The organism is Amycolatopsis tolypomycina, assembly GCF_900105945.1.
Taxonomy (GTDB): Bacteria; Actinomycetota; Actinomycetes; order Mycobacteriales; family Pseudonocardiaceae; genus Amycolatopsis; species Amycolatopsis tolypomycina.
Window position 1 is genome coordinate 936772 of sequence record NZ_FNSO01000004.1, and the last position, 18114, is coordinate 954885.

The window sequence follows — 18114 nt, forward strand, 5'->3', positions numbered from 1 at the left end:
GCGTGTGATCATGGAGACCTTCGACTGGCAGGGGCGCCGGATCGCCTGGGAACGCGCCGGATCGGGCCCCGCGGTGGTGTTCTGCCACGGCACGCCGTGGTCGTCGTGGCTCTGGCGGCCCTTCGCCGAAGCGCTGAGCAGCGAATTCACCGTGTACCTCTGGGACATGCCCGGCTACGGCCGGTCGTCGAAGAACCCGGAGCACCCGGTCGATTTCGGCGTCCAGGCCGAGGCGTTCCGGGCACTGCTCGTGCACTGGGAGCTCGACCGGCCGCACGTCGTCGCCCACGACTACGGCGGCGCCGTCTCGCTGCGCGCCCACCTGGTCCACGGCGTGCCGTACGCGTCGCTGCTGATGGCCGACGTCGTGGCCATCCCGCCGGCGGGCTCGCCGTTCTTCCGGCTGGTCAAGGAGCACCCCGACGTGCTCGCCGCGGTGCCGCCCTACATCCACGAGGCGCTGGTCCGCGCCTACATCGGCAACGCGAGCTTCCGGCAGCTGCGCGAAGCCGACCTGGCCGAGCTCGTGGCGCCGTGGCTCGGCCCGGAGGGGCAGCCGGCGTTCTACCGCCAGATCGCCGCCTACGACGAGCGGTACCTGGCCGAGAACGAAGCGCGGCTCGACCGGATCGACCTGCCGGTGCGCGTCCTGTGGGGTGCCGAGGACACGTGGATCCCGCAGGCCACCGGCGAGCGGCTCGCGGCAGGCATCCGCGGCGCGACGTTCGCCCCGGTCGCCGGCGCGGGGCACCTCGTGCAGCTGGACGCCCCGGTCGCGCTGGCGACCGAGCTGCGGTCCTGGCTGAGTGTTTCGGCGGCGTTGCCGGGGCGCGACGAACGCTGACCTGAGCGAAACACCGGCGTCCTGGAGCGGCAACAACCGCGGGGGACCGTGGGGGCATGGAGACCTCCAGAGCGTTGCCCCAGACGGGCCGGACGGCCACCGCCGACGAGCCGGTCGCGCCGTCGGCGTGGCGGGTGCGGATCCGGATGCACGACCACCCGGGCACCCTCGCCCGCATCGCCATCCGGCTCGCCGACCTCGAGTGCAACATCCTCGGCCTGTCCGTGCTGCCGGTGCCCGGCGGGGTGCTCGACGAGATCGTGCTGCGTCCCGCGACCGGCCTGCCCCGGCGCCACCTGATCGACGCCATCCGCGCCGAAGGCTGCGAATGCACCGCGATCATCGACGCCGACGTCCACGAGCTGGTCGACCCGTCGGCGGCGACGCTGCTCGCGGCCCGCCGCGCGATCGACGACCCGAGCCGCCTCGCCGACGTGCTGAAGGACGTGCTGGCCGCGGACGTCGTCACGCTCGTCCCGGCGGCCGAGGCGAACCCGGCGCGTACGGAGAGCGGGCACCGGGCGGTGTTCGCGCTGGCCGGCGGCAGCGCGCTGGTGGCGCGCCGCCAGTGGGCGCCGTTCGTGCAGCTGGAACTGACCCGCGCGGAAGCCCTGGTGACGCTGCTCGCGGCGGCGGCCCGCAACGCGGCGGGCCCGGTGGTCCTCGACCGCCCGGACGGCGCGGCGATCGTCCTGCGCAAGGGTGTCCCCGGCGACGCCGACGCGGTGGCCGAGCTGCACCGCCGCTGTTCGATGGCGACGCTGTTCCGCCGCTACCACACGGGGGTGCGAACGGTGCCGCGCCGCCGCCTCCACCGGCTGCTGGTGCCCCCGCGCGGCACGAGCGTCCTCGCCGTCTTCGGCCGCGAGGTCATCGGCCTGGCCCAGCTCATCCCGATGATCACGGGCGGCGCCGAGATTTCCCTGCTGGTGGAGGACGACTGGCAGCGCCAGGGCATCGGCACGGCCCTGCTCGCGCGGCTCGCGGTGCTGGCGGAGGCCCAGGGCATCACGGAGCTGTCGGCGGACTGCCTGACGGGCGACGACATCCTGCCCCGCACGGCGGCCCGAGCCGGCCTCCGCACGGAACGCAGCATCGACGACGGCGCCCGGCTCCGGTTGTTCCTGCCGGCCTGAGTCTCAGCGCTTCCAGAACCAGTCTTTGCCGCGTGCTTCCCGCAGGGCGGACTTCTTGCGCTCGGCGGTGAGCCGGTCGAGGTAGAGAACGCCGTCGAGGTGGTCGGTTTCGTGCTGCAGGCACTGGGCCAGCACGTCTTCGCCTTCGACCTCGATCGGCTCGTTGTGGACGTCGACGCCGCGGACCTTCGCGTGCTTGGCGCGCCGGGTGGGGAACCAGAGCTCCGGAACCGAGAGGCAGCCTTCGTTGATCTCGTGCGTTTCTTCGGACAGTTCGACGATTTCGGGGTTGATGACGTACCCGGTCAGCCCGGCGACGTCATAGCTGAAGACCCGAAGCCCGACACCGATCTGCGGCGCGGCCAGCCCGGCCCGCCCGGCGGGCTTGACGGAGTCGAGCAGGTCCCGCACGAGCGCCTCGAGCTTCTCGTCGAACACGGTGACCGGATCGCAGACGGACTTGAGGATCGGATCCCCGAAATAGCGCAGTTCGCGCATCGCCATGAGCAGAACATCCTTCGTGCGTGTCGGACTGGCAGCTTAGGACAGCCCGGAAGACGATCGCGCGGCAATCGCCGAGCCGGCCGCGCGGGGGAGACGCCACCGTGGCCGGCTGACTGCGCCGGTGGGTGCTGCAGTGGGTGGCGGCGACTCGGGCCGCGAGCTGACCGGGTCGGGGGTGGGGCGCGCGGATTGCCCGGGCTGCGGGGTGGCGGGGCTCGCTGGGCTGGGGCGGGGCCGCGCGGATTGCCCGGGGGCATGCCGGGTTGGGGCAGGGCCCGCGAACTGTTGGCCGCGGCGTTCCCCGGCCGGCTTCCCGGAGGTCCGGCGACCCCGCGGGCCCGGCGGCGCCGGAGGTCCGGCGGCCTCTCAGGCCCGGAGGCGCAGACCGGATGGCGTGGCCCGGAAGCCTGCCTCCTGCAACACCTCCGCCAGCTCCGATGTCAGTGCCTGCTCGCCGTCTGCGCGTTGGACCGACAGTTGGCCCAGCCAGCCCTCGCGGACCGCTGATGACAGGGCCTGGGCCGCCTCCGACAATGCCTGGCGCTCCTCTGTGAAACTCAGCAGGGATCGGCCTCCTCGCTCCACGTACAGGGCCGGGACCCCGTCGACCAGGACCGCCAGTGCGCCCGCCTTGCGTGCCGGGCGGTGCTTTGTGTCGCCCGTGGCCGCCGGCCAGGGGAGGGCTGCTCCGTACGGTTGGGCCGGGTCCGCCGCGGCCAGGACCACCGGGCGGCCCGGTGCCGGGCGGCCCGGGCCCGACAGGGCGCGCAGGCGGTCCACCGCGCCCTTGGCCGCGAACTGGGCCGCGCCGAGGCCCTCCACCACGTAGCCGCGGATCACCTGGCCCGTGTCCTCCATGCCGCGGAGGACCTTGTAGATCCCGGAAAACCCGCCCGTGACGCGTTCGGTGTCGAGCGCGCCGCGGGTCAGGACGCCGTGGCGCTCCAGGAACGCCTCCGTCCGCGCGTGGGCGCGGCGGGTGGCGTCGGTTTCCCGTGGTGGGGTCAGTGCCCAGCGGCCCGCGACCGTCGGCGGCCCGGACCGTGACGGCATCGGGGGCCGCCCCGCCCGCAGCCGTGCGTAGCGGCCGCGCGGGGCCTGGCGTCGTGGCTTGTGGGCGCCGTGTCCGGCGACCTGGGCGCGCAGCGGGCCCAGGGTGTCGCCCGTGACCAGGCCCGCCCAGACCAGGTCCCACAGCGCCGCCACGACTTCGGCGTCGTTCGGGGCCTTGTCCACCAGTACCGTCGCGCGGTCCACCAGCTGGCGGAAGAACAGCGCGCCACCCTCCAAAGTGGACACGATGGCGTCGTGCAGTGGCCCGGTCGGGATGTCCTCGACGACTTCGGGCAGCAGGAGGTCGGCGACGTCGGTCGGGGCGAGGGCGATCCAGCCGTCGCCGCCGGACAGGGCGCCGCAGCCCGCCCACGTGACCTCGCCCGCCGTGGTCAGCTCGTCGAGCAACGCGGGGGTGTAGCCCGGCAGCCGGCCGGGCAGGATCAGCGACTCCACCGCGCTCGCCGGCAACGGTGCCCCGGCGAGCTGCTCGACCACCGACAGCACGTCGTCCGCCGTCGGGGCCGCCCGGACGCGGCCGCCGAACCCGTGCCACGCGGGCAGGAACCGGCCCAGCGCCGCCGGTTCGACCGGCTCGACTTCCGCCCGCAGCTTCGCCAGCGACGCCCGCCGCAGCCGGCGCAGCACCGCCGCGTCGCAGTATTCGACGCCGACGCCGTGGGTTTCCGGATGGCCGACCGGGCTCAGCTCGCCGCGCACCAGGCGGCCTTCGCCGGTCATCCGGTCGAGGACGCCGGTGACGACCGCGGTGCCGAGCCCGAACCGCGCGGCCGCGTCCGCCGCCGCGAACGGGCCCCGGCCGCGGGCGTAGCGCGACAGCAGGTCGCCGAGCGGGTCCGCCACCGGCTCGGTGAACGCCTCGGGCACGCCCACCGGCAACGCGGTGCCCAGCGCGTCGCGCACCCGGCCGGCGTCCTCGATGGCCAGGTACCGTTCCGCGCCACCGATCCGCACCCGGATCGCCCGCCGGGCCGCCTCCAGCTCGGCGAGCCACTCCGCCTGGATCCCGCGCTCCGCGGCCTCCTCGACCGTCAGGTCGCCGATGAACCGCAGCAGGTCCGCGGCGTCCTCGGCCGAGCGTGCGTGCCTGTCGGGATCGAGCCGCTGCAGCGACCGCTCCACTTCGGCGACGGCTTCGGGGTCCAGCAGCTCCCGGATCGCCTCGGTGCCCAGCAGCTCGGCCAGCAGCGCCGAGTCCAGCGACAGCGCCGCCGCCCGCCGCTCGGCCAGCGGTGCGTCGGTCTCGTACAGGAACATCCCGATGTAGCCGAAGAGCAGGCTGCGCGCGAACGGCGACGCGGCCGGCGTTTCGACCTCCACCAAGCGGACCTTCCGCGCCCGGACGTCCGCCATCAGCTCGCGCAGGCCGCTGACGTCGTAGACGTCCTGCAGCACCTCCCGCATCGCTTCGAGCACGACCGGGAACCGCTCGTACTTCGCCGCGACCGAGAGCAGTTGTGACGCGCGTTGCCGTTGCTGCCACAGCGGAGTCCGGCGCCGCGGGTCCCGGCGGGGCAGCAGCAGCGACCGCGCCGCGCACTCCCGGAACCGGGCCGCGAACACGGCCGAGCCACCGACCTCGGCGACGATCAGCTGCTCGACCTCCTCGGGGTCGAGCAGTACGTCGTCGGCGCCGATGGTGACCTCGCCGCCGTCGGCGTCCAGCGCGTCCGGCAGCCGCAGGACGATGCCGTCGTCGGAGTGCGCGACCTGGGCGTCGACCCCGCGGTTTTCCCGCAGCCGGGCGGCGATCGCGAGGGCCCACGGCGCGTTCACCTGCGCGCCGAACGGCGAGTGCACCACGATGCGCCAGTCGCCGAGCTCGTCGCGGTAGCGTTCCAGCAGGATCGTCCGGTCGTTCGGGACGTGCCGGGTGGCGGCCTTCTGCTCGGCCAGGTAGGCGAGCAGGTTGTCGCACGCCCGCTCGTCCAGGCCCGCCGCCTCGGCCCGCTCGCGCGCCTTCACCTCGTCCGAAGTGGACAGTTCGCGGACGAACTTCCCCAGCGCCCGGCCCAGTTCCAGCGGACGGCCCGGCGCGTCGCCCTTCCAGAACGGCATCCGCGCCGGTTCGCCCGGCGCGGGCACCACGATGACGCGGTCGTGCGTGATGTCGGTGATCCGCCACGACGACGTGCCGAGCAGGATGGTGTCGCCGACGCGCGACTCGTACACCATCTCTTCGTCGAACTCGCCGACGCGCGAACCGGGCTTGTCGTCCGCGCCCGGGGTCATGACGGTGAACAGGCCGCGGTCCGGGATCGTGCCGCCCGACGTGACGGCCAGCCGCTGCGCGCCGGGCCGGCCGCGCAGCTCGCCGCCGATGCGGTCCCAGGTGATCCGCGCCCGCAGCTCGCCGAACTCCTCGCTCGGGTAGCGGCCGGCGAGCATGTCGAGCACCGCGTGCAGGGCGTCGTCCGGCAGCGCGGCGAACGGCGCCGCCCGCCGGACCAGCGCCGCCAGGTCCGGCACCGTCCACGGTTCCAGTGCCACCATGGCGACGACGTGCTGCGCCAGGACGTCCAGGGGGTTGCGCGGGTAGCGGACCGCTTCGATCGCCCCGCTCGCCATCCGCTCCGCGACGACCGCGCAGGAGACGAGGTCACCGCGGAACTTGGGGAACATCACCCCGGACGACACCGCACCGACCTGGTGCCCGGCCCGGCCGACGCGCTGCAGGCCGGACGCCACCGTCGGCGGCGCCTCGATCTGCACCACCAGGTCGACCGCGCCCATGTCGATGCCGAGCTCCAGCGACGACGTCGCCACCACGCACGGCAGCTGCCCGGACTTCAGCGACTCCTCGACGTGCGTGCGCTGCTCCCGCGACATCGACCCGTGGTGGGCCCGGGCGATCACCGGCGGCGCACCGGTGCTCACGCCGGACTGCGCGATGGCTTCGGCGGGGAACGTGTCGGCCGGGGTGAGCTCGGTCTGCTCGGCGGCGAGCTCGTTGAGCCGGGCGGTGAGCCGTTCGGTGAGCCGGCGCGAGTTGGCGAAGACGATGGTCGAGCGGTGCGCGCGGATCAGGCTCAGCACCCGCTCCTCGACCGCCGGCCAGATCGACGGCCGCTGGACGGGGTTGCCGGCCATCTCTTCGAGGGTGCCCAGCCCGCCCGGCGCGATGTCCCCGGGTGGGAACGCCTCGGTCAGCGACTCCAGTGATTCCAGCGCGTCGAGCGGGCTCGGCGCCGGGCCGCTGCGGGGCGCGTCGAGGTTGCTCATGTCCTCGACCGGGACCTCGACGCGGACCTCGATGGTCTTCGCCAGCTTCGGCTGGACCACGCGCACCGGGCGGCCGCCGGCCAGGAACGCGCTCACCTCGTCGATCGGGCGGACCGTCGCCGACAGGCCGATCCGCTGCGCCGGCTTCGGGAGCAGTGCGTCCAGCCGCTCCAGCGAGAGCGCGAGGTGCGCGCCACGCTTGCCGCCGGCGACCGCGTGCACCTCGTCGACGATCACGGTCTCGACACCGCGCAGCGACTCCCGCGCCGACGACGTGAGGATGAGGAACAGCGACTCCGGCGTGGTCACCAGCACGTCCGGCGGGGTCTTGGCGAACGTGCGGCGCTCGGCGGCGGTGGTGTCGCCGGTGCGCATGCCCACCTCGATCCCCGGCACCGGGAGCCCGAGCCTGCGGCTGGCCTGCGAGATGCCGGCGAGCGGGGCCCGCAGGTTCCGCTGGACGTCGACCGCCAGGGCCTTCAGCGGCGAGACGTAGAGGATCCGGCAGCGTTTCGTCGCCTCCGCCGGCGGTGGCTCCACGGAGAGCCTGTCCAGCGCCCAGAGGAACGCGGACAGCGTCTTGCCGGACCCGGTGGGGGCGACGACGAGGGCGTGCTCGCCCGCGTGCGCGGCCCGCCAGGCCCCTTCCTGCGCCGCGGTGGGCGCGGCGAAGGCTCCCGCGAACCAGTCGCGGGTCGCGGGGGAGAAGAGGTCGAGCACGTCGGTTGCCACGTCATTCATGATGCGCGGCACCACCGACAATTTCGGAGCCGCCGGCCAGGATCACGCTCTGGGCGAACTGCGGGAACACGACGTCGACCCGGGGCTCGTCGGTGATCAGCCGGTAGTCGCGGTCGAGCGGTGTCCAGTACGAAAAAGGGGCCTGGTCCAGCTTGGAGTGGTCGGCCAGCACGTACGCCTCGCCGCCCGCGTGGAGCATCGCGTGCTTGACCACCGACTGCTCCAGTGACGGGCAGCACAGGCCGCGGTCCGCCACCAGGCCGTCCGCACCCAGGAACACCCGGTCGGGTGAAATGTGCCTCAGCTGGGCCAGCACGCTCTCGCCGAGAATCGCCTCGCCGGGGTGCCGCAGGCGGCCGCCGAGGACGACGAGGTCGATCCCGGCGAAGCCCGCGAGCTCGCGGATCGCGGTGACGCCGTTGGTCACCACGGTCAGCCCCTCGCGGTGGGCGAGGTGGCGGGCGAGCCTGCCCGTGGTCGTGCCGGCGTCGAGCAGCACCACTTCGCCGTCCTGGACGAGCGCGGCGGCCTCGCGGGCGATGACGTCCTTGGCCGCCGCGTGCTCCCGGTCCTTCTCGCGCGGACTGCGTTCGGTGTCGAGCGCGCCGCCGTAGGTGCGGACGACGTGCCCGGCATCGGCCAGCGACGCGAGGTCGCGGCGGATCGTCGACTCGGAGACGCCGAACTCTTCGGCCAGCTCCGCGATGCCGCCGGAGCCGTCGCGGACGGCTTCCAGGAGCATCGCGCGCCGGTCACGGGTGCCTGGTCGCGGCTGGGACATGCGCCGACCCTTCCACAGTCACGGGTTTCAGCCCGAAGAACGCCAGCCCGGCGGCCACGGCGAGGAACGCGGCCAGTACGACGAACCCGGTGGTCGCGGTGCCGGTGACGTCGGTGAGCCAGCCGACCAGGTAGGGGCCGGCGAACCCGCCGAGGTTGCCGAGCGCGTTGATCAGGCCCATCGCCACGGCGACGACCTCGATGCCGAGGACCCGGCCGGGGATCGCCCAGAACGGCCCGTACGGCATGTACAGGCCGGTTGCCACCACGCAGAGCAGGAGCAGCTGCACGGCCGCCGGCCAGTGCACGAGGTTGCCCAGCAGCAGCCCGGCGATGGCGACCAGCAGCGGCGCCGTGACCGCGAGCCGCCGGTTGCCGGTGCGGTCGGACCACTGCGCGCACGCGACCATCCCGGCCAGCGCCAGCACGTACGGCACGGCCGACAGGAAGCCGACGGCGGTGGCCGAGCCGCCGGTCATCGTCTTCACCACCGACGGCAGCCACAGGGAGAAGCCGTAGAAGCCGGTGATCCAGAAGAAGTAGACGCCGACCAGCAGCAGCACCTGGCGGTTCGCGAGCGCCTGCCGGTACCCCTGCTTCGCGAACGCCGGCTTCGCGTCTTCTTCGGCTTGCAAGGTGGTTTCGAGGTACTCGCGTTCCGCCGGCGAGATCCACCTGGCCTGCGCCGGCCGGTCGGCCACCGCGAACCACCAGACGGCCGCCCACACCAGCGGCGGCAGCCCTTGCAGGACGAACACCCAGCGCCAGGACATGTGGTCGAGCATGAACCCGGACAGCGGCGACATGAGGATCGCCGAGATCGGCAGGCACGTCATCCACAGCGCGTTGGCCCGTGCCCGTTCGGCCTGCGGGAACCAGGACGCCAGCAGGATCAGCACCGCCGGCCACACGCCGCCCTCGAACAGGCCGAGCAGCAGCCGGGCCAGGTACAGCTGGGTTTCGTTCCGCACCAGCCCGCACAGCACCGCCGCGACCGCCCACGCGATCATCAGGATCAGCACGGTCCTGCGGGCGCTCCACTTCGCCGCCAGGACCGCCGCCGGGATCTGCAGCACGAGGTAGCCGACGAAGAAGATGCCGCTCGCCAGGCCCTTCGCGCCGGCGGACAGCGGGAAGTCGGCGCCGATGTAGGGCAGGATCACCGCGACGTTCGTGCGGTCGAGGTAGGCCAGCATGTACATGACCACCGCGACCGGGATGACGTACGCCCAGCGCTTGCCGGGGATCATCGGACCCCCGGCGGGTAGATGACGGGCAGTTTCCGCGCGTACGGCGCCAGGGTGGCCGCGGCCTTGAACGCCGCCCGCATGGTGCCGTGCGACGCCCGGCCGGTGCCGGCGATGTCGAACGCCGTGCCGTGGTCGACCGACGTGCGCAGGATGGGCAGGCCGACCGTCACCGACACCGTGCCGTCGAAGTCGTACGTCTTCGCGGCGATGTGGCCCTGGTCGTGGTAGAGCGAGAGCACCCCGTCGAACCGGCCTTGAATCCCTTGGTGGAACACGGAATCCGCGGGGATCGGGCCGACCACGTCGAGCCCGGCCACCCGCGCGGCGGCCACGGCCGGGGCGATCGCGATGATCTCCTCGTCGCCGAACTTGCCGTTTTCCCCGCCGTGCGGGTTGAGCGCCGCCACGGCCAGTCTCGGTTTCTCGGTGCCGAACACCTCCAGCGCGGTGTACGCCTCCCGGATCGCGTGCTCGATGTTCTCCCGCGTGATCTGGTTGATCGCTTCGCGCAGCGAGAGGTGCCGGGTGGCGAAGAAGATCTTCAGCCCGGAGACCCAGAACATCGTGTTGAACCGGGTCGACCCGGTCAGCTCGCCGAGCATTTCGGTGTGCCCGAGGTGCTGCGAGCCTGCCGCCCAGATGGCCTCCTTGTTGATCGGCGCGGTCACCACCGCGTCGACCTCACCGGCCAGCGCGAGCCGGGTGGCGACCTCGATCGCGCCGACGGCGGCGGCGCCCGCCGTCGCGTTGACCTCGCCCCACGGCAGGTCTTCGGTGACCACGCCGAGGTTGAGCACGTCGATCACACCGGTGGTGAAGCGCGCGTCGGCGACCGTGGCGATCGGGTTGATCTCCAGGTGCAGGCCCAGGTGCCGGACCAGGCGCTCCAGGACGATCGCGTCGCCCACCGCCACCCCGCGCGCCAGCTGGAGAGCTTCCGGCTCGGCGAGGGTCTTGAGGGTGATCTCCGGGCCGATGCCGACGGGGTCGCCGAGGGTGACGGCGAGGACGGGGAGGTCGCTCACGGGGTTCTTCCTTCCGGTGGCCGGGACGTGGTTCAGGTGTGTGGTGGCGAGGCGTGCCGGGTGCCTGAGTTCTTCACCGGAACCTCTCGATTGCGCGATCTGTGCAACTCTTATGACCGAACTGTGCAACTAGGATGCACCTTGATCACCATCCGCGTCAAGGAGCAGTGACTTTCCCGGGTCCGCACGCACGGTGACCGCGCGCATGGCAGCATCACCGCGGGCGCCGTTGGGGCGTGTTTTCGCGAAGGGGAGTGCTGTGCGGATCCTGTCGGTGGACCTCGGGACGTCGAACACCGTCGCCGTGCTTTCGGCGCACGGGATGCCGCCCCGGGTCGTCGAGGTGGACGGCTCGGCCAACATGCCGTCGGCGGTGTTCGCCACCGAAGAGGGCACGATCATGGTCGGCCGCGACGCCGAGCGCCGCGCCCGGCTCGACCCGACGCGCTTCGAGCCGAACCCCAAGCGCCGCATCGACGAGCAGACCCTGCTGCTCGGCACCGACGTCGTCCCGGTGACCGACGCGCTGGCCGCCATCCTGCGCCGCGTGCTCGAAGAGACCTCCCGCCAGCTCGGCGGCGAGCAGCCCGACGAGGTCCGGCTGACCCATCCCGCGCAGTGGGGCCAGACCCGCCGCAACGTGCTGCTGTCCGCCGCCCGGCTCGCCGGGATGGGCCCGAACATCCTGCTGGTCCCCGAGCCGGTGGCCGCCGCGGCGCACTTCGCGTCGTTCCCCGGCAAGTCGCTCGCGCCCGGGCAGGCGCTCGCCGTCTACGACCTGGGCGCGGGCACCTTCGACGTCGCGGTCGTCGGCGCCACGCAGAACGGGTTCACCGTCCTCGCCGAGGACGGCCTGCCCGATCTCGGCGGCCTCGACGTCGACCAGGCGCTGATGGTGCACGTCGGGCGCGAGGTCTCGCACTCGGACCCGCAGCGCTGGCAGCGGCTGCTGCGCCCGGAGTCCACCGGCGACCGGCGCACCCGGCGCGCGCTGCAGGAGGACGTCAAGGCGGCCAAGGAGGCCTTGTCGCGGCACCCGCAGACCGAGGTGCCGATGCCCGAGCCGTTCAAGGACGTCCTGGTCACCCGCGGCGAGCTGGAAGGCCTGGTCCGCCCGGCGATGCTGCGCAGTGTCGAGCTGCTGTCGCGGACGCTGCGGTCGTCCGGGCTGACCCCGGACCGGCTGGCCGGCATCTACCTCGTCGGCGGGTCGAGCAGGCTGCCACTGGTCGGCACCATGATCGCGGAGAAGCTCGGCGTCGTGCCGGGCAGCCTCGACCAGCCGGAGACGGCCGTCGCGCTCGGCGCGCAGCACGTGGCCCGCGACGGGCTGTCCGTGCGCACCCAGAACGTCGAAGGCGCGGTGGCCGCGGGGGCGCCGCCGCACCGCCCGCAGTACGCGCCGCAGCCGCCTCCGCCGCAGTACCCGGGGTACGCGCCGGCGAACTTCCCGCCGAGCGGCCCGCAGCCGGTGCCGTCGAACTTCCCGGCGTATTCGCCGGCACCGGAGAAGGCCGAGCCGAAGGCGGGCGGGAAGAAGAAGCTGCTGATCGGGATCGCGGCCGCGGTCGTCGTCGCGCTCGCGGCGGGCCTCACGATCTTCCTCACGTCGTCGTCCTCGGTGCCGACCTACACCGCGGACCAGTGCAAGACGCCGGGCCAGGCGGACGACAAGGGCTTCACCGGCTGCCTGCGCCAGCTCGCCGGGAAGATCGCCGACACCGGCGACTGCAAGCGGGGCATGGGCAACGGGCCGGCGGCGCCGGCGCAGAGCCTGGGGGCCGCCTCGACGTGCTCGGCACCGGGCCGCGCGGGCACCCAGGTGACCTACGTCCACGGCGACAGCGCCGCGGCGCTCAAGCAGTACACCGACGGCCTGCTCGCCTCGGCGGGCGGCGACCGCACCGAGGCCGACTGGGGCGGCAACGGGCTGAAGGGGCACTACTCGTCGGCCGCGGGGAAGACGTCGGCGGTGCTCGTGTTCACGGTGGCGGACCGGCCCCTGGCCGGGTTCATCTACCAGCTGAACACGAGTGAGCAGGCGGCGGCGACCACGCCCGGCACGCTGGCCGACTACTTCGAGGCGAGCGTCCAGCCGGGTCAGTAGCCGTCGCGCCCGCTGGTTAGAGTGGGCTCGATGCGAATCACGGTTTTCCGGCGGCTGATGGCCGAGGAGTTCGGCTCCGGCCGAGCTCAGGTGCTGGCCAGGGACCACGTCCTGAGCGGGCTCGGCGGCCGCACCGTCGACCAGGCGCTGACCGCAGGAATCCCGGCGAAGGAGATCTGGCGCGAGGTCTGCGACGCCTTCGACGTGCCGGCCGAACGACGCTGACCTGCGGTTGTGGGAGTGCGCACCGACCCGGGCGGGCGAAAATCCTACCGCAAGGGTGTGTCGCTGCCGACCTCGAACAGGTGTTCGTCTAAGGTGTTGTCCACATCGGGTCCAGCGATCCACAGATTGGGCGCCGCGCCTGGAATTGTCGGTCCCCGCCGCTAGCGTCGGACCGGACAGCTGAAGAACCGACACAGAGAGCCCCTGACAGGGCTCCGACCAGCGAGGTGGACTTTCCATGCCTGCAGCACCCGACAAGGACAAGGCGCTCGAGCTCGCGCTCGCACAGATCGACAAGCAGTACGGCAAGGGCTCGGTGATGCGCCTCGGCGAGGACACCCGGCCGCCCATCGCCGTGATCCCCACCGGCTCGATCGCCCTCGACGTCGCGCTCGGCATCGGGGGGCTGCCCCGCGGCCGGGTCGTCGAGATCTACGGCCCGGAATCCTCCGGTAAGACCACGGTCGCGCTGCACGCGGTCGCGAACGCGCAGCGCGCCGGCGGCATCGCGGCGTTCATCGACGCGGAGCACGCGCTCGACCCGGAGTACGCGAAGAACCTCGGCGTCGACACCGACGCGCTGCTCGTGTCGCAGCCGGACACGGGTGAGCAGGCCCTCGAGATCGCGGACATGCTGATCCGCTCCGGCGCCCTCGACATCCTGGTCATCGACTCCGTGGCCGCGCTCGTGCCGCGCGCGGAAATCGAAGGCGAGATGGGTGACTCGCACGTCGGCCTCCAGGCCCGCCTGATGAGCCAGGCGCTGCGGAAGATCACCGGTGCGCTGTCCAACTCCGGCACCACCGCGATCTTCATCAACCAGCTCCGCGAGAAGGTCGGCGTCATGTTCGGCTCCCCGGAGACCACCACCGGTGGTAAGGCGCTGAAGTTCTACGCGTCGGTCCGCCTGGACGTCCGCCGCATCGAGACCATGAAGGACGCCGGCGAGGCGGTCGGCAACCGGACCCGCGTCAAGATCGTCAAGAACAAGGTGGCCCCGCCCTTCAAGCAGGCCGAGTTCGACATCCTGTACGGCCAGGGCATCTCCCGCGAGGGCTCGCTCATCGACATGGGTGTCGATCAGGCCATCGTGCGCAAGTCGGGCGCCTGGTACACCTACGAGGGCGACCAGCTCGGCCAGGGCAAGGAGAACGCGCGCCGGTTCCTGCGCGACAACCCGGACATCGCCAACGAGATCGAGAAGCGCATCAAGGAGAAGCTCGGCATCGGGCCGCAGCTCGACGCGGACGCCGTCGAGGCGGTTCCGGCGCCGGTCGACTTCTGATCGTCCGGCGTGGGTGAGCCCACCGTGGTCCAGGTCCACGGTGGGCGTGAAGATGAGGAGTGACTCAGGTGGCCAGGGCGCCCAAGGTGCTGCCGGCCGAGCTTCCTCCTGAGGAGCGGTACAAGAAGGCCAAGGAGATCTGCTTCGATCTCCTGGCTGCTCGTCCGCGCACCCAGGAGGAGCTGCGGCAGGCGTTGCACCGCAAGGGGTTCGACGAGGAGACCTGCGAGACCCTGCTCGGCAAGCTCGACCGGGCCGGGCTGGTCAACGACGCCGAGTTCGCGGAACTGTGGGTGAAGTCCCGGCACGCGAACCAGGGCCTGTCCCGCACGGCGCTGGTGGCCGAACTGCGGCGCAAGGGCGTCGACGGCGAGGTCGCCGCGCAGGCGGCCGGCGAGGTCGACCGCGAGTCCGAGGAGCAGATGGCCAGGGAACTGGTCCGCAAGCGCCTCGGGTCGCTCGGCAACGTCGACGAACAGACCGCCCTGCGGCGGCTGCTCGGCTTCCTCGCGCGCAAGGGCTACCCACAAGGACTCGCCTACACCGTGATCAGGGAAGAACTCCGCGCGTACGGCGCGGAGTCCACCCTGCTCGACGACGCCGTCATCGACTGACGGTCGCCAGCCACAGGACCGTCGAGCAGCCCGGCGGGTCCGGGGCAGAGCGAAGTCAGCGTAGGAGATGATGACCCGGCTGCTCACGGACCGAGATGCCGAGCCTAAGGGATCACGCTGATCTGCAGCGGTATGTTCGCGGACGTCAGTGAGATCGCAGCGGACACCAGGGCTGATCGTGCGAAGGTGAAGAGGGTGCTCGGCAGAAGCGGCTTGTCGGATCGATGAATCGCGTATACCAACCCCTCAGGCCTGGAGCCGAGCGTATCGGCTCTGGCGGGGTCCTGCTCTCGGACCAGTTCGACGAACTCGGTCCACGTGGCCGGATCGTTGAGGCTCTCAACGGCCACCAGGCCTTGGGCGAAAAGGTGACTGAGGACAGAGGAGCCAGTCCCGCTACTGACCTTCTTCACGTGGACGAGAAAGTTGTCGGGACCCAGCAGATCGCAGGTTTCGAACCCTTGTGGATGAACCCTCGTTCTGAGCAACTTGCGATCGAGACACAGGAAACGGTCGTCCACCGCAGGGACGTATCCGTTGTAGTCGCGTTCGTGCACTGAGTTGGTCGTGGAGCTGAGCGGGGCCATGTTCCAAGCTGGAAGTGTCCATGTCGGAGTGTTCGCGAACGCCTCGGTGACGATCCGGTCCACGTGCCGGAGGTACTTGTCGCCGAGTCGGTACCAATCGCCGTCGAGAAGGATGTAGCGACACGTGGGATCGATGATCTCGGCAGCCATCCAATGGAGCGCACTGACATTTCCGCCGAGAGATTTGCCGGTTTCGTCAAGGCCTTCGATTGTGCTGGTGCGTAGTGTCCGGAGCTGGTCCCCGGTGGGCTGGCTCACGACCCCCGAGCGGAGGTCATCGATGCCGAGGTCATCAGTGTCGATCCGAACGCTTCCGACGTGGCCTCGGTAGATGCGAACATCCGGACCGTCGTAGTACCTCGCAGGATAGGCGATGCCTACTTCGCCGCGATCCGGATCTGGATGCGCAAGCAGGTCGACCACGGTCGAATCGAGTAGATCCCGCAGATCGTGTCCGGGTGCAAGACGGCGTACCCATTGCAGCGGCTCCAGCCGATCGCGAACCTTCAACTGGGCGACGACCTGAGTCAACTCGCGCAAGTCCGACGTCAGAGATTCCCCTTGGATGCCCAGGGGAAGCTGGACCCCGTCGCCGCACTCCAAGTTGAGTCGGAAGTTCCGGTAGTTGCCGCGTTGTCGGACGTAGGCAAGGTCGACCGTGATGTCGCCGTGCACCTTGCCGCTGAGCTTACGCACCAGTTCGGCGTGTTCTCTCAGGCCGAATGCCCAGAGACCTTGGCCGCCAGGGACCATGTTCTGGTCGACTCTTGCCTTGGCGCTGAGCGCCCACCGTGTAATGCGACGGATCTCGTCGGGATCAAGCAGCCGGACTGCTACGTCGAGGCCGAACTCGCGGTCGAGCTTGCTGTCTCGCAGGTATCGCCACCCGTGCCCGAAGGTCAGTGCGTAGTTGATGTCGTCAATCCGAAGGAACAGGGCGGCGGAGGCGGTAGCGCTGGTGAAGCCGAGGTCAATCCCGGTCAACGAAGTGATCGCCGGAACCCACTCCACCACGTCCGCCGGTGACTCACCTGAAATCAACAGGCCCGGTATCGAACCGACTCGAACTTCGTGGTGGGTGAACCTCTCCGCCGTGTCCTCGAGAATCTTCAGCGCGGCGAGTTCCTGCAGGGAGTCGGCCGGATACATCCGGTACAGGCTCATCTTGCGTGTCGGGAATGAGTTCGGCTCGTCTGCTCCGATCGGGTGCTCGGTCATCCAGGGATCGATAGCAACGTCGGCTGTTCAAGTCCATGGTTTCCGAGAGGTGTTCACCCGGTCGGCTCACGGGTGAGACTCCGCAGTTATCCAAAGTGGACATATAGGGGTCATTTTCTGGAAAATCCGAGGACTCGGCTCTAGGTTTCGGAGTCTGATTCCGCGCCGAAGTTCCGATCCGTGGCAACGACACTCCATTCAGGCGGTATGAAGTGCAGTCACGGTGGCGGTGTCAAAGGGAAGTAGCGGACACCTTCTCCCGCCGCGCGGCGGGACGGCGGTCCGAGCGGTGCTTGCGGACAGCCAGCAGCAGCACCGCGAGCAACCCCATCGCCACGCACGTCACCACGGTCGTCAGTACCAGGAACTCGGCCAGCTGCCCGGCCGCCAGGGACGCGCCCAGTGCCACCGCCACCAGCGCGCACACCGCCCTGTCCACAATGGACTCCATGGACAGCAGGGTCGCGCGGTAACGGGAGTCCGGGATGGAGTCGTTCAGCAGCTGCTTCTGGACCGGGAACGCGATCCCCGTCGCCACCGCGAACACGCACAACAGCACCACCGCCGGGAGGGCGCCCACGAACACGATCACGCCGAGGCACAGGGCCATCACGATCGTCAGCGTGAACACCGATCCCACCGGGCCGATCGCGCGGCGGAGGCGGTGGGGGCGGGCCGCGCCCAGTGCCTCGAACACCGTCATCGCGGCCAGGACCGCGCCGAACCAGTTCACCGAGAGCGCCTTCGACTCCAGGATCGGCTGGAACAGGTTCACCTGGCAGATCCGGACCAGCGTGAACATCGCGACGCCCTGCACCATCAGCAGCACCAGCCACCGGGACGTGCGCAGCGTCCACAGCGCGCCGCCGACTCCGGCCAGCAGGGACGCCGTCTTGTCGGTCACCCGGCGGCCGCCGGGGATCGGGGGGAGCTTGCCCGCGAACGCGAGCGCGATGGCCGCGTTGATCGCCGTCAGCCAGTACGGGGAGGGGAGGCTCCACGTCATCAGCAGGCCGATCACCGGCCAGAACACGATCTTGCCGACCAGGCTGTACGCGCGGCCGACGCCTTCCACGCGCAGGTAGTGTTCGCCCGCGCCGGAGGCGTTCAGGTACTCGTACAGGTACGCGCTCTGCGCGCCGGACACCAGCGAGCGTGCCAGGGCAATCAGGATGAAGTGTGTCAGGAATCCCGCGTACGAAGCCAGGAACACCGGCACCAGGTTGGCCGCCACCAGCACTCCGGCGCCCGCGGCCAGCGAGGTGCGGTAGTCGAAGCGGTCGGCGATCATCCCGGTCGGGATCTCCAGCAGGCAGAACACGATGTAGTAGATGCTCTGGATGCCGAAGATCTCGCCGTCGGACAGCCCGGCCAGCTTCTGGTACGCGTAGAAGATCGGCACCCACAGCAGCAGGCCGAAGAAGAACTGGAACCCGTAGGTCAGCCGGACAGCGCGCTGAACGGCGGGTTCCGCGGGCAGGCGAAGGCCCAGCATGGTCGTT

13 protein-coding genes are annotated in these 18114 nt (G+C 71.1%); 6 read left to right on the forward strand and 7 right to left on the reverse strand.

Features of this window, described 5'->3' with window-relative positions; genetic code table 11:
- The first annotated feature begins 10 nt into the window (after window positions 1–10).
- Window positions 11–844: an alpha/beta fold hydrolase gene (locus tag BLW76_RS15095; RefSeq protein WP_091319412.1), complete on the forward strand. Its 834-nt coding sequence runs from the start codon at window positions 11–13 to the stop codon at window positions 842–844.
- Between the two features lie 74 nt (window positions 845–918).
- The gene (locus BLW76_RS15100) at window positions 919–1980 is read left to right on the forward strand and encodes a GNAT family N-acetyltransferase (protein ID WP_091307512.1); all 1062 of its coding nucleotides are present in this window, start codon (window positions 919–921) and stop codon (window positions 1978–1980) included.
- Window positions 1981–1983: 3 nt separating this feature from the next.
- On the opposite strand, the gene def is transcribed toward BLW76_RS15100, so the two are convergent.
- The 5 genes from def to pdxA form a co-directional block, all read right to left on the reverse strand.
- Window positions 1984–2484 carry a peptide deformylase gene (gene def / locus BLW76_RS15105; RefSeq protein ID WP_091307514.1) on the reverse strand — a complete coding sequence of 167 codons (501 nt, stop codon included), beginning with the start codon at window positions 2482–2484 and terminating at the stop codon, window positions 1984–1986.
- 366 nt (window positions 2485–2850) lie between these two features.
- Entirely contained in the window at window positions 2851–7521 is a 4671-nt protein-coding gene (locus BLW76_RS15110) for a DEAD/DEAH box helicase (RefSeq protein ID WP_208613301.1), read from the reverse strand.
- Window positions 7514–8302 carry a DeoR/GlpR family DNA-binding transcription regulator gene (locus tag BLW76_RS15115; RefSeq protein ID WP_091307517.1) on the reverse strand — a complete coding sequence of 263 codons (789 nt, stop codon included), beginning with the start codon at window positions 8300–8302 and terminating at the stop codon, window positions 7514–7516. Before BLW76_RS15115 ends, BLW76_RS15110 begins: the two co-directional genes overlap by 8 nt.
- Window positions 8274–9551, reverse strand: coding sequence for an MFS transporter (locus BLW76_RS15120; protein WP_091307518.1), 1278 nt, complete (start codon window positions 9549–9551; stop codon window positions 8274–8276). Before BLW76_RS15120 ends, BLW76_RS15115 begins: the two co-directional genes overlap by 29 nt.
- Window positions 9548–10576 carry a 4-hydroxythreonine-4-phosphate dehydrogenase PdxA gene (pdxA, locus tag BLW76_RS15125; RefSeq protein ID WP_091307520.1) on the reverse strand — a complete coding sequence of 343 codons (1029 nt, stop codon included), beginning with the start codon at window positions 10574–10576 and terminating at the stop codon, window positions 9548–9550. Before pdxA ends, BLW76_RS15120 begins: the two co-directional genes overlap by 4 nt.
- 259 nt (window positions 10577–10835) lie before the next feature.
- Here pdxA and BLW76_RS15130 point away from each other — a divergent pair, with 259 nt between their 5' ends.
- The 4 genes from BLW76_RS15130 (at window position 10836) to BLW76_RS15145 (ending at window position 14807) form a co-directional block, all read left to right on the forward strand.
- Entirely contained in the window at window positions 10836–12683 is a 1848-nt protein-coding gene (locus tag BLW76_RS15130; protein ID WP_091307522.1) for an Hsp70 family protein, read from the forward strand.
- A 30-nt stretch (window positions 12684–12713) separates the two neighbouring features.
- On the forward strand, window positions 12714–12908 hold the full coding sequence (locus BLW76_RS15135) for a DUF3046 domain-containing protein (protein WP_091319414.1): 195 nt from the start codon (window positions 12714–12716) through the stop codon (window positions 12906–12908).
- 238 nt (window positions 12909–13146) lie between these two features.
- Window positions 13147–14193: a recombinase RecA gene (gene recA / locus BLW76_RS15140; protein WP_091307523.1), complete on the forward strand. Its 1047-nt coding sequence runs from the start codon at window positions 13147–13149 to the stop codon at window positions 14191–14193.
- An 86-nt stretch (window positions 14194–14279) separates the two neighbouring features.
- Window positions 14280–14807, forward strand: coding sequence for a regulatory protein RecX (locus BLW76_RS15145; RefSeq protein WP_091319416.1), 528 nt, complete (start codon window positions 14280–14282; stop codon window positions 14805–14807).
- A gap of 104 nt (window positions 14808–14911) precedes the next feature.
- Here the strand turns inward: BLW76_RS15145 and BLW76_RS15150 are convergent, their stop codons facing one another.
- Both BLW76_RS15150 and BLW76_RS15155 read right to left on the reverse strand, forming a co-directional pair.
- Window positions 14912–16612, reverse strand: a complete 1701-nt coding sequence (locus tag BLW76_RS15150; RefSeq protein WP_091307525.1) for a DUF6119 family protein — start codon at window positions 16610–16612, stop codon at window positions 14912–14914.
- 232 nt (window positions 16613–16844) lie between these two features.
- Complete coding sequence (locus BLW76_RS15155; RefSeq protein ID WP_091307526.1) at window positions 16845–18107, reverse strand: MFS transporter; 1263 nt, start codon at window positions 18105–18107, stop codon at window positions 16845–16847.
- Window positions 18108–18114 lie beyond the last annotated feature (7 nt).

Excerpts from the sequence above, each read along its gene's own strand:
- BLW76_RS15150 (WP_091307525.1), bottom strand. The coding sequence starts at position 16,612 with ATGACCGAGCACCCGATCGGAGCAGACGAGCCGAACTCATTCCCGACA.
- def (WP_091307514.1), bottom strand. The coding sequence starts at position 2,484 with ATGGCGATGCGCGAACTGCGCTATTTCGGGGATCCGATCCTCAAGTCC.
- recA (WP_091307523.1), top strand. The coding sequence starts at position 13,147 with ATGCCTGCAGCACCCGACAAGGACAAGGCGCTCGAGCTCGCGCTCGCA.
- BLW76_RS15120 (WP_091307518.1), bottom strand. The coding sequence starts at position 9,551 with ATGATCCCCGGCAAGCGCTGGGCGTACGTCATCCCGGTCGCGGTGGTC.
- BLW76_RS15135 (WP_091319414.1), top strand. The coding sequence starts at position 12,714 with ATGCGAATCACGGTTTTCCGGCGGCTGATGGCCGAGGAGTTCGGCTCC.
- BLW76_RS15095 (WP_091319412.1), top strand. The coding sequence starts at position 11 with ATGGAGACCTTCGACTGGCAGGGGCGCCGGATCGCCTGGGAACGCGCC.
- BLW76_RS15155 (WP_091307526.1), bottom strand. The coding sequence starts at position 18,107 with ATGCTGGGCCTTCGCCTGCCCGCGGAACCCGCCGTTCAGCGCGCTGTC.
- BLW76_RS15115 (WP_091307517.1), bottom strand. The coding sequence starts at position 8,302 with ATGTCCCAGCCGCGACCAGGCACCCGTGACCGGCGCGCGATGCTCCTG.
- BLW76_RS15110 (WP_208613301.1), bottom strand. The coding sequence starts at position 7,521 with ATGAATGACGTGGCAACCGACGTGCTCGACCTCTTCTCCCCCGCGACC.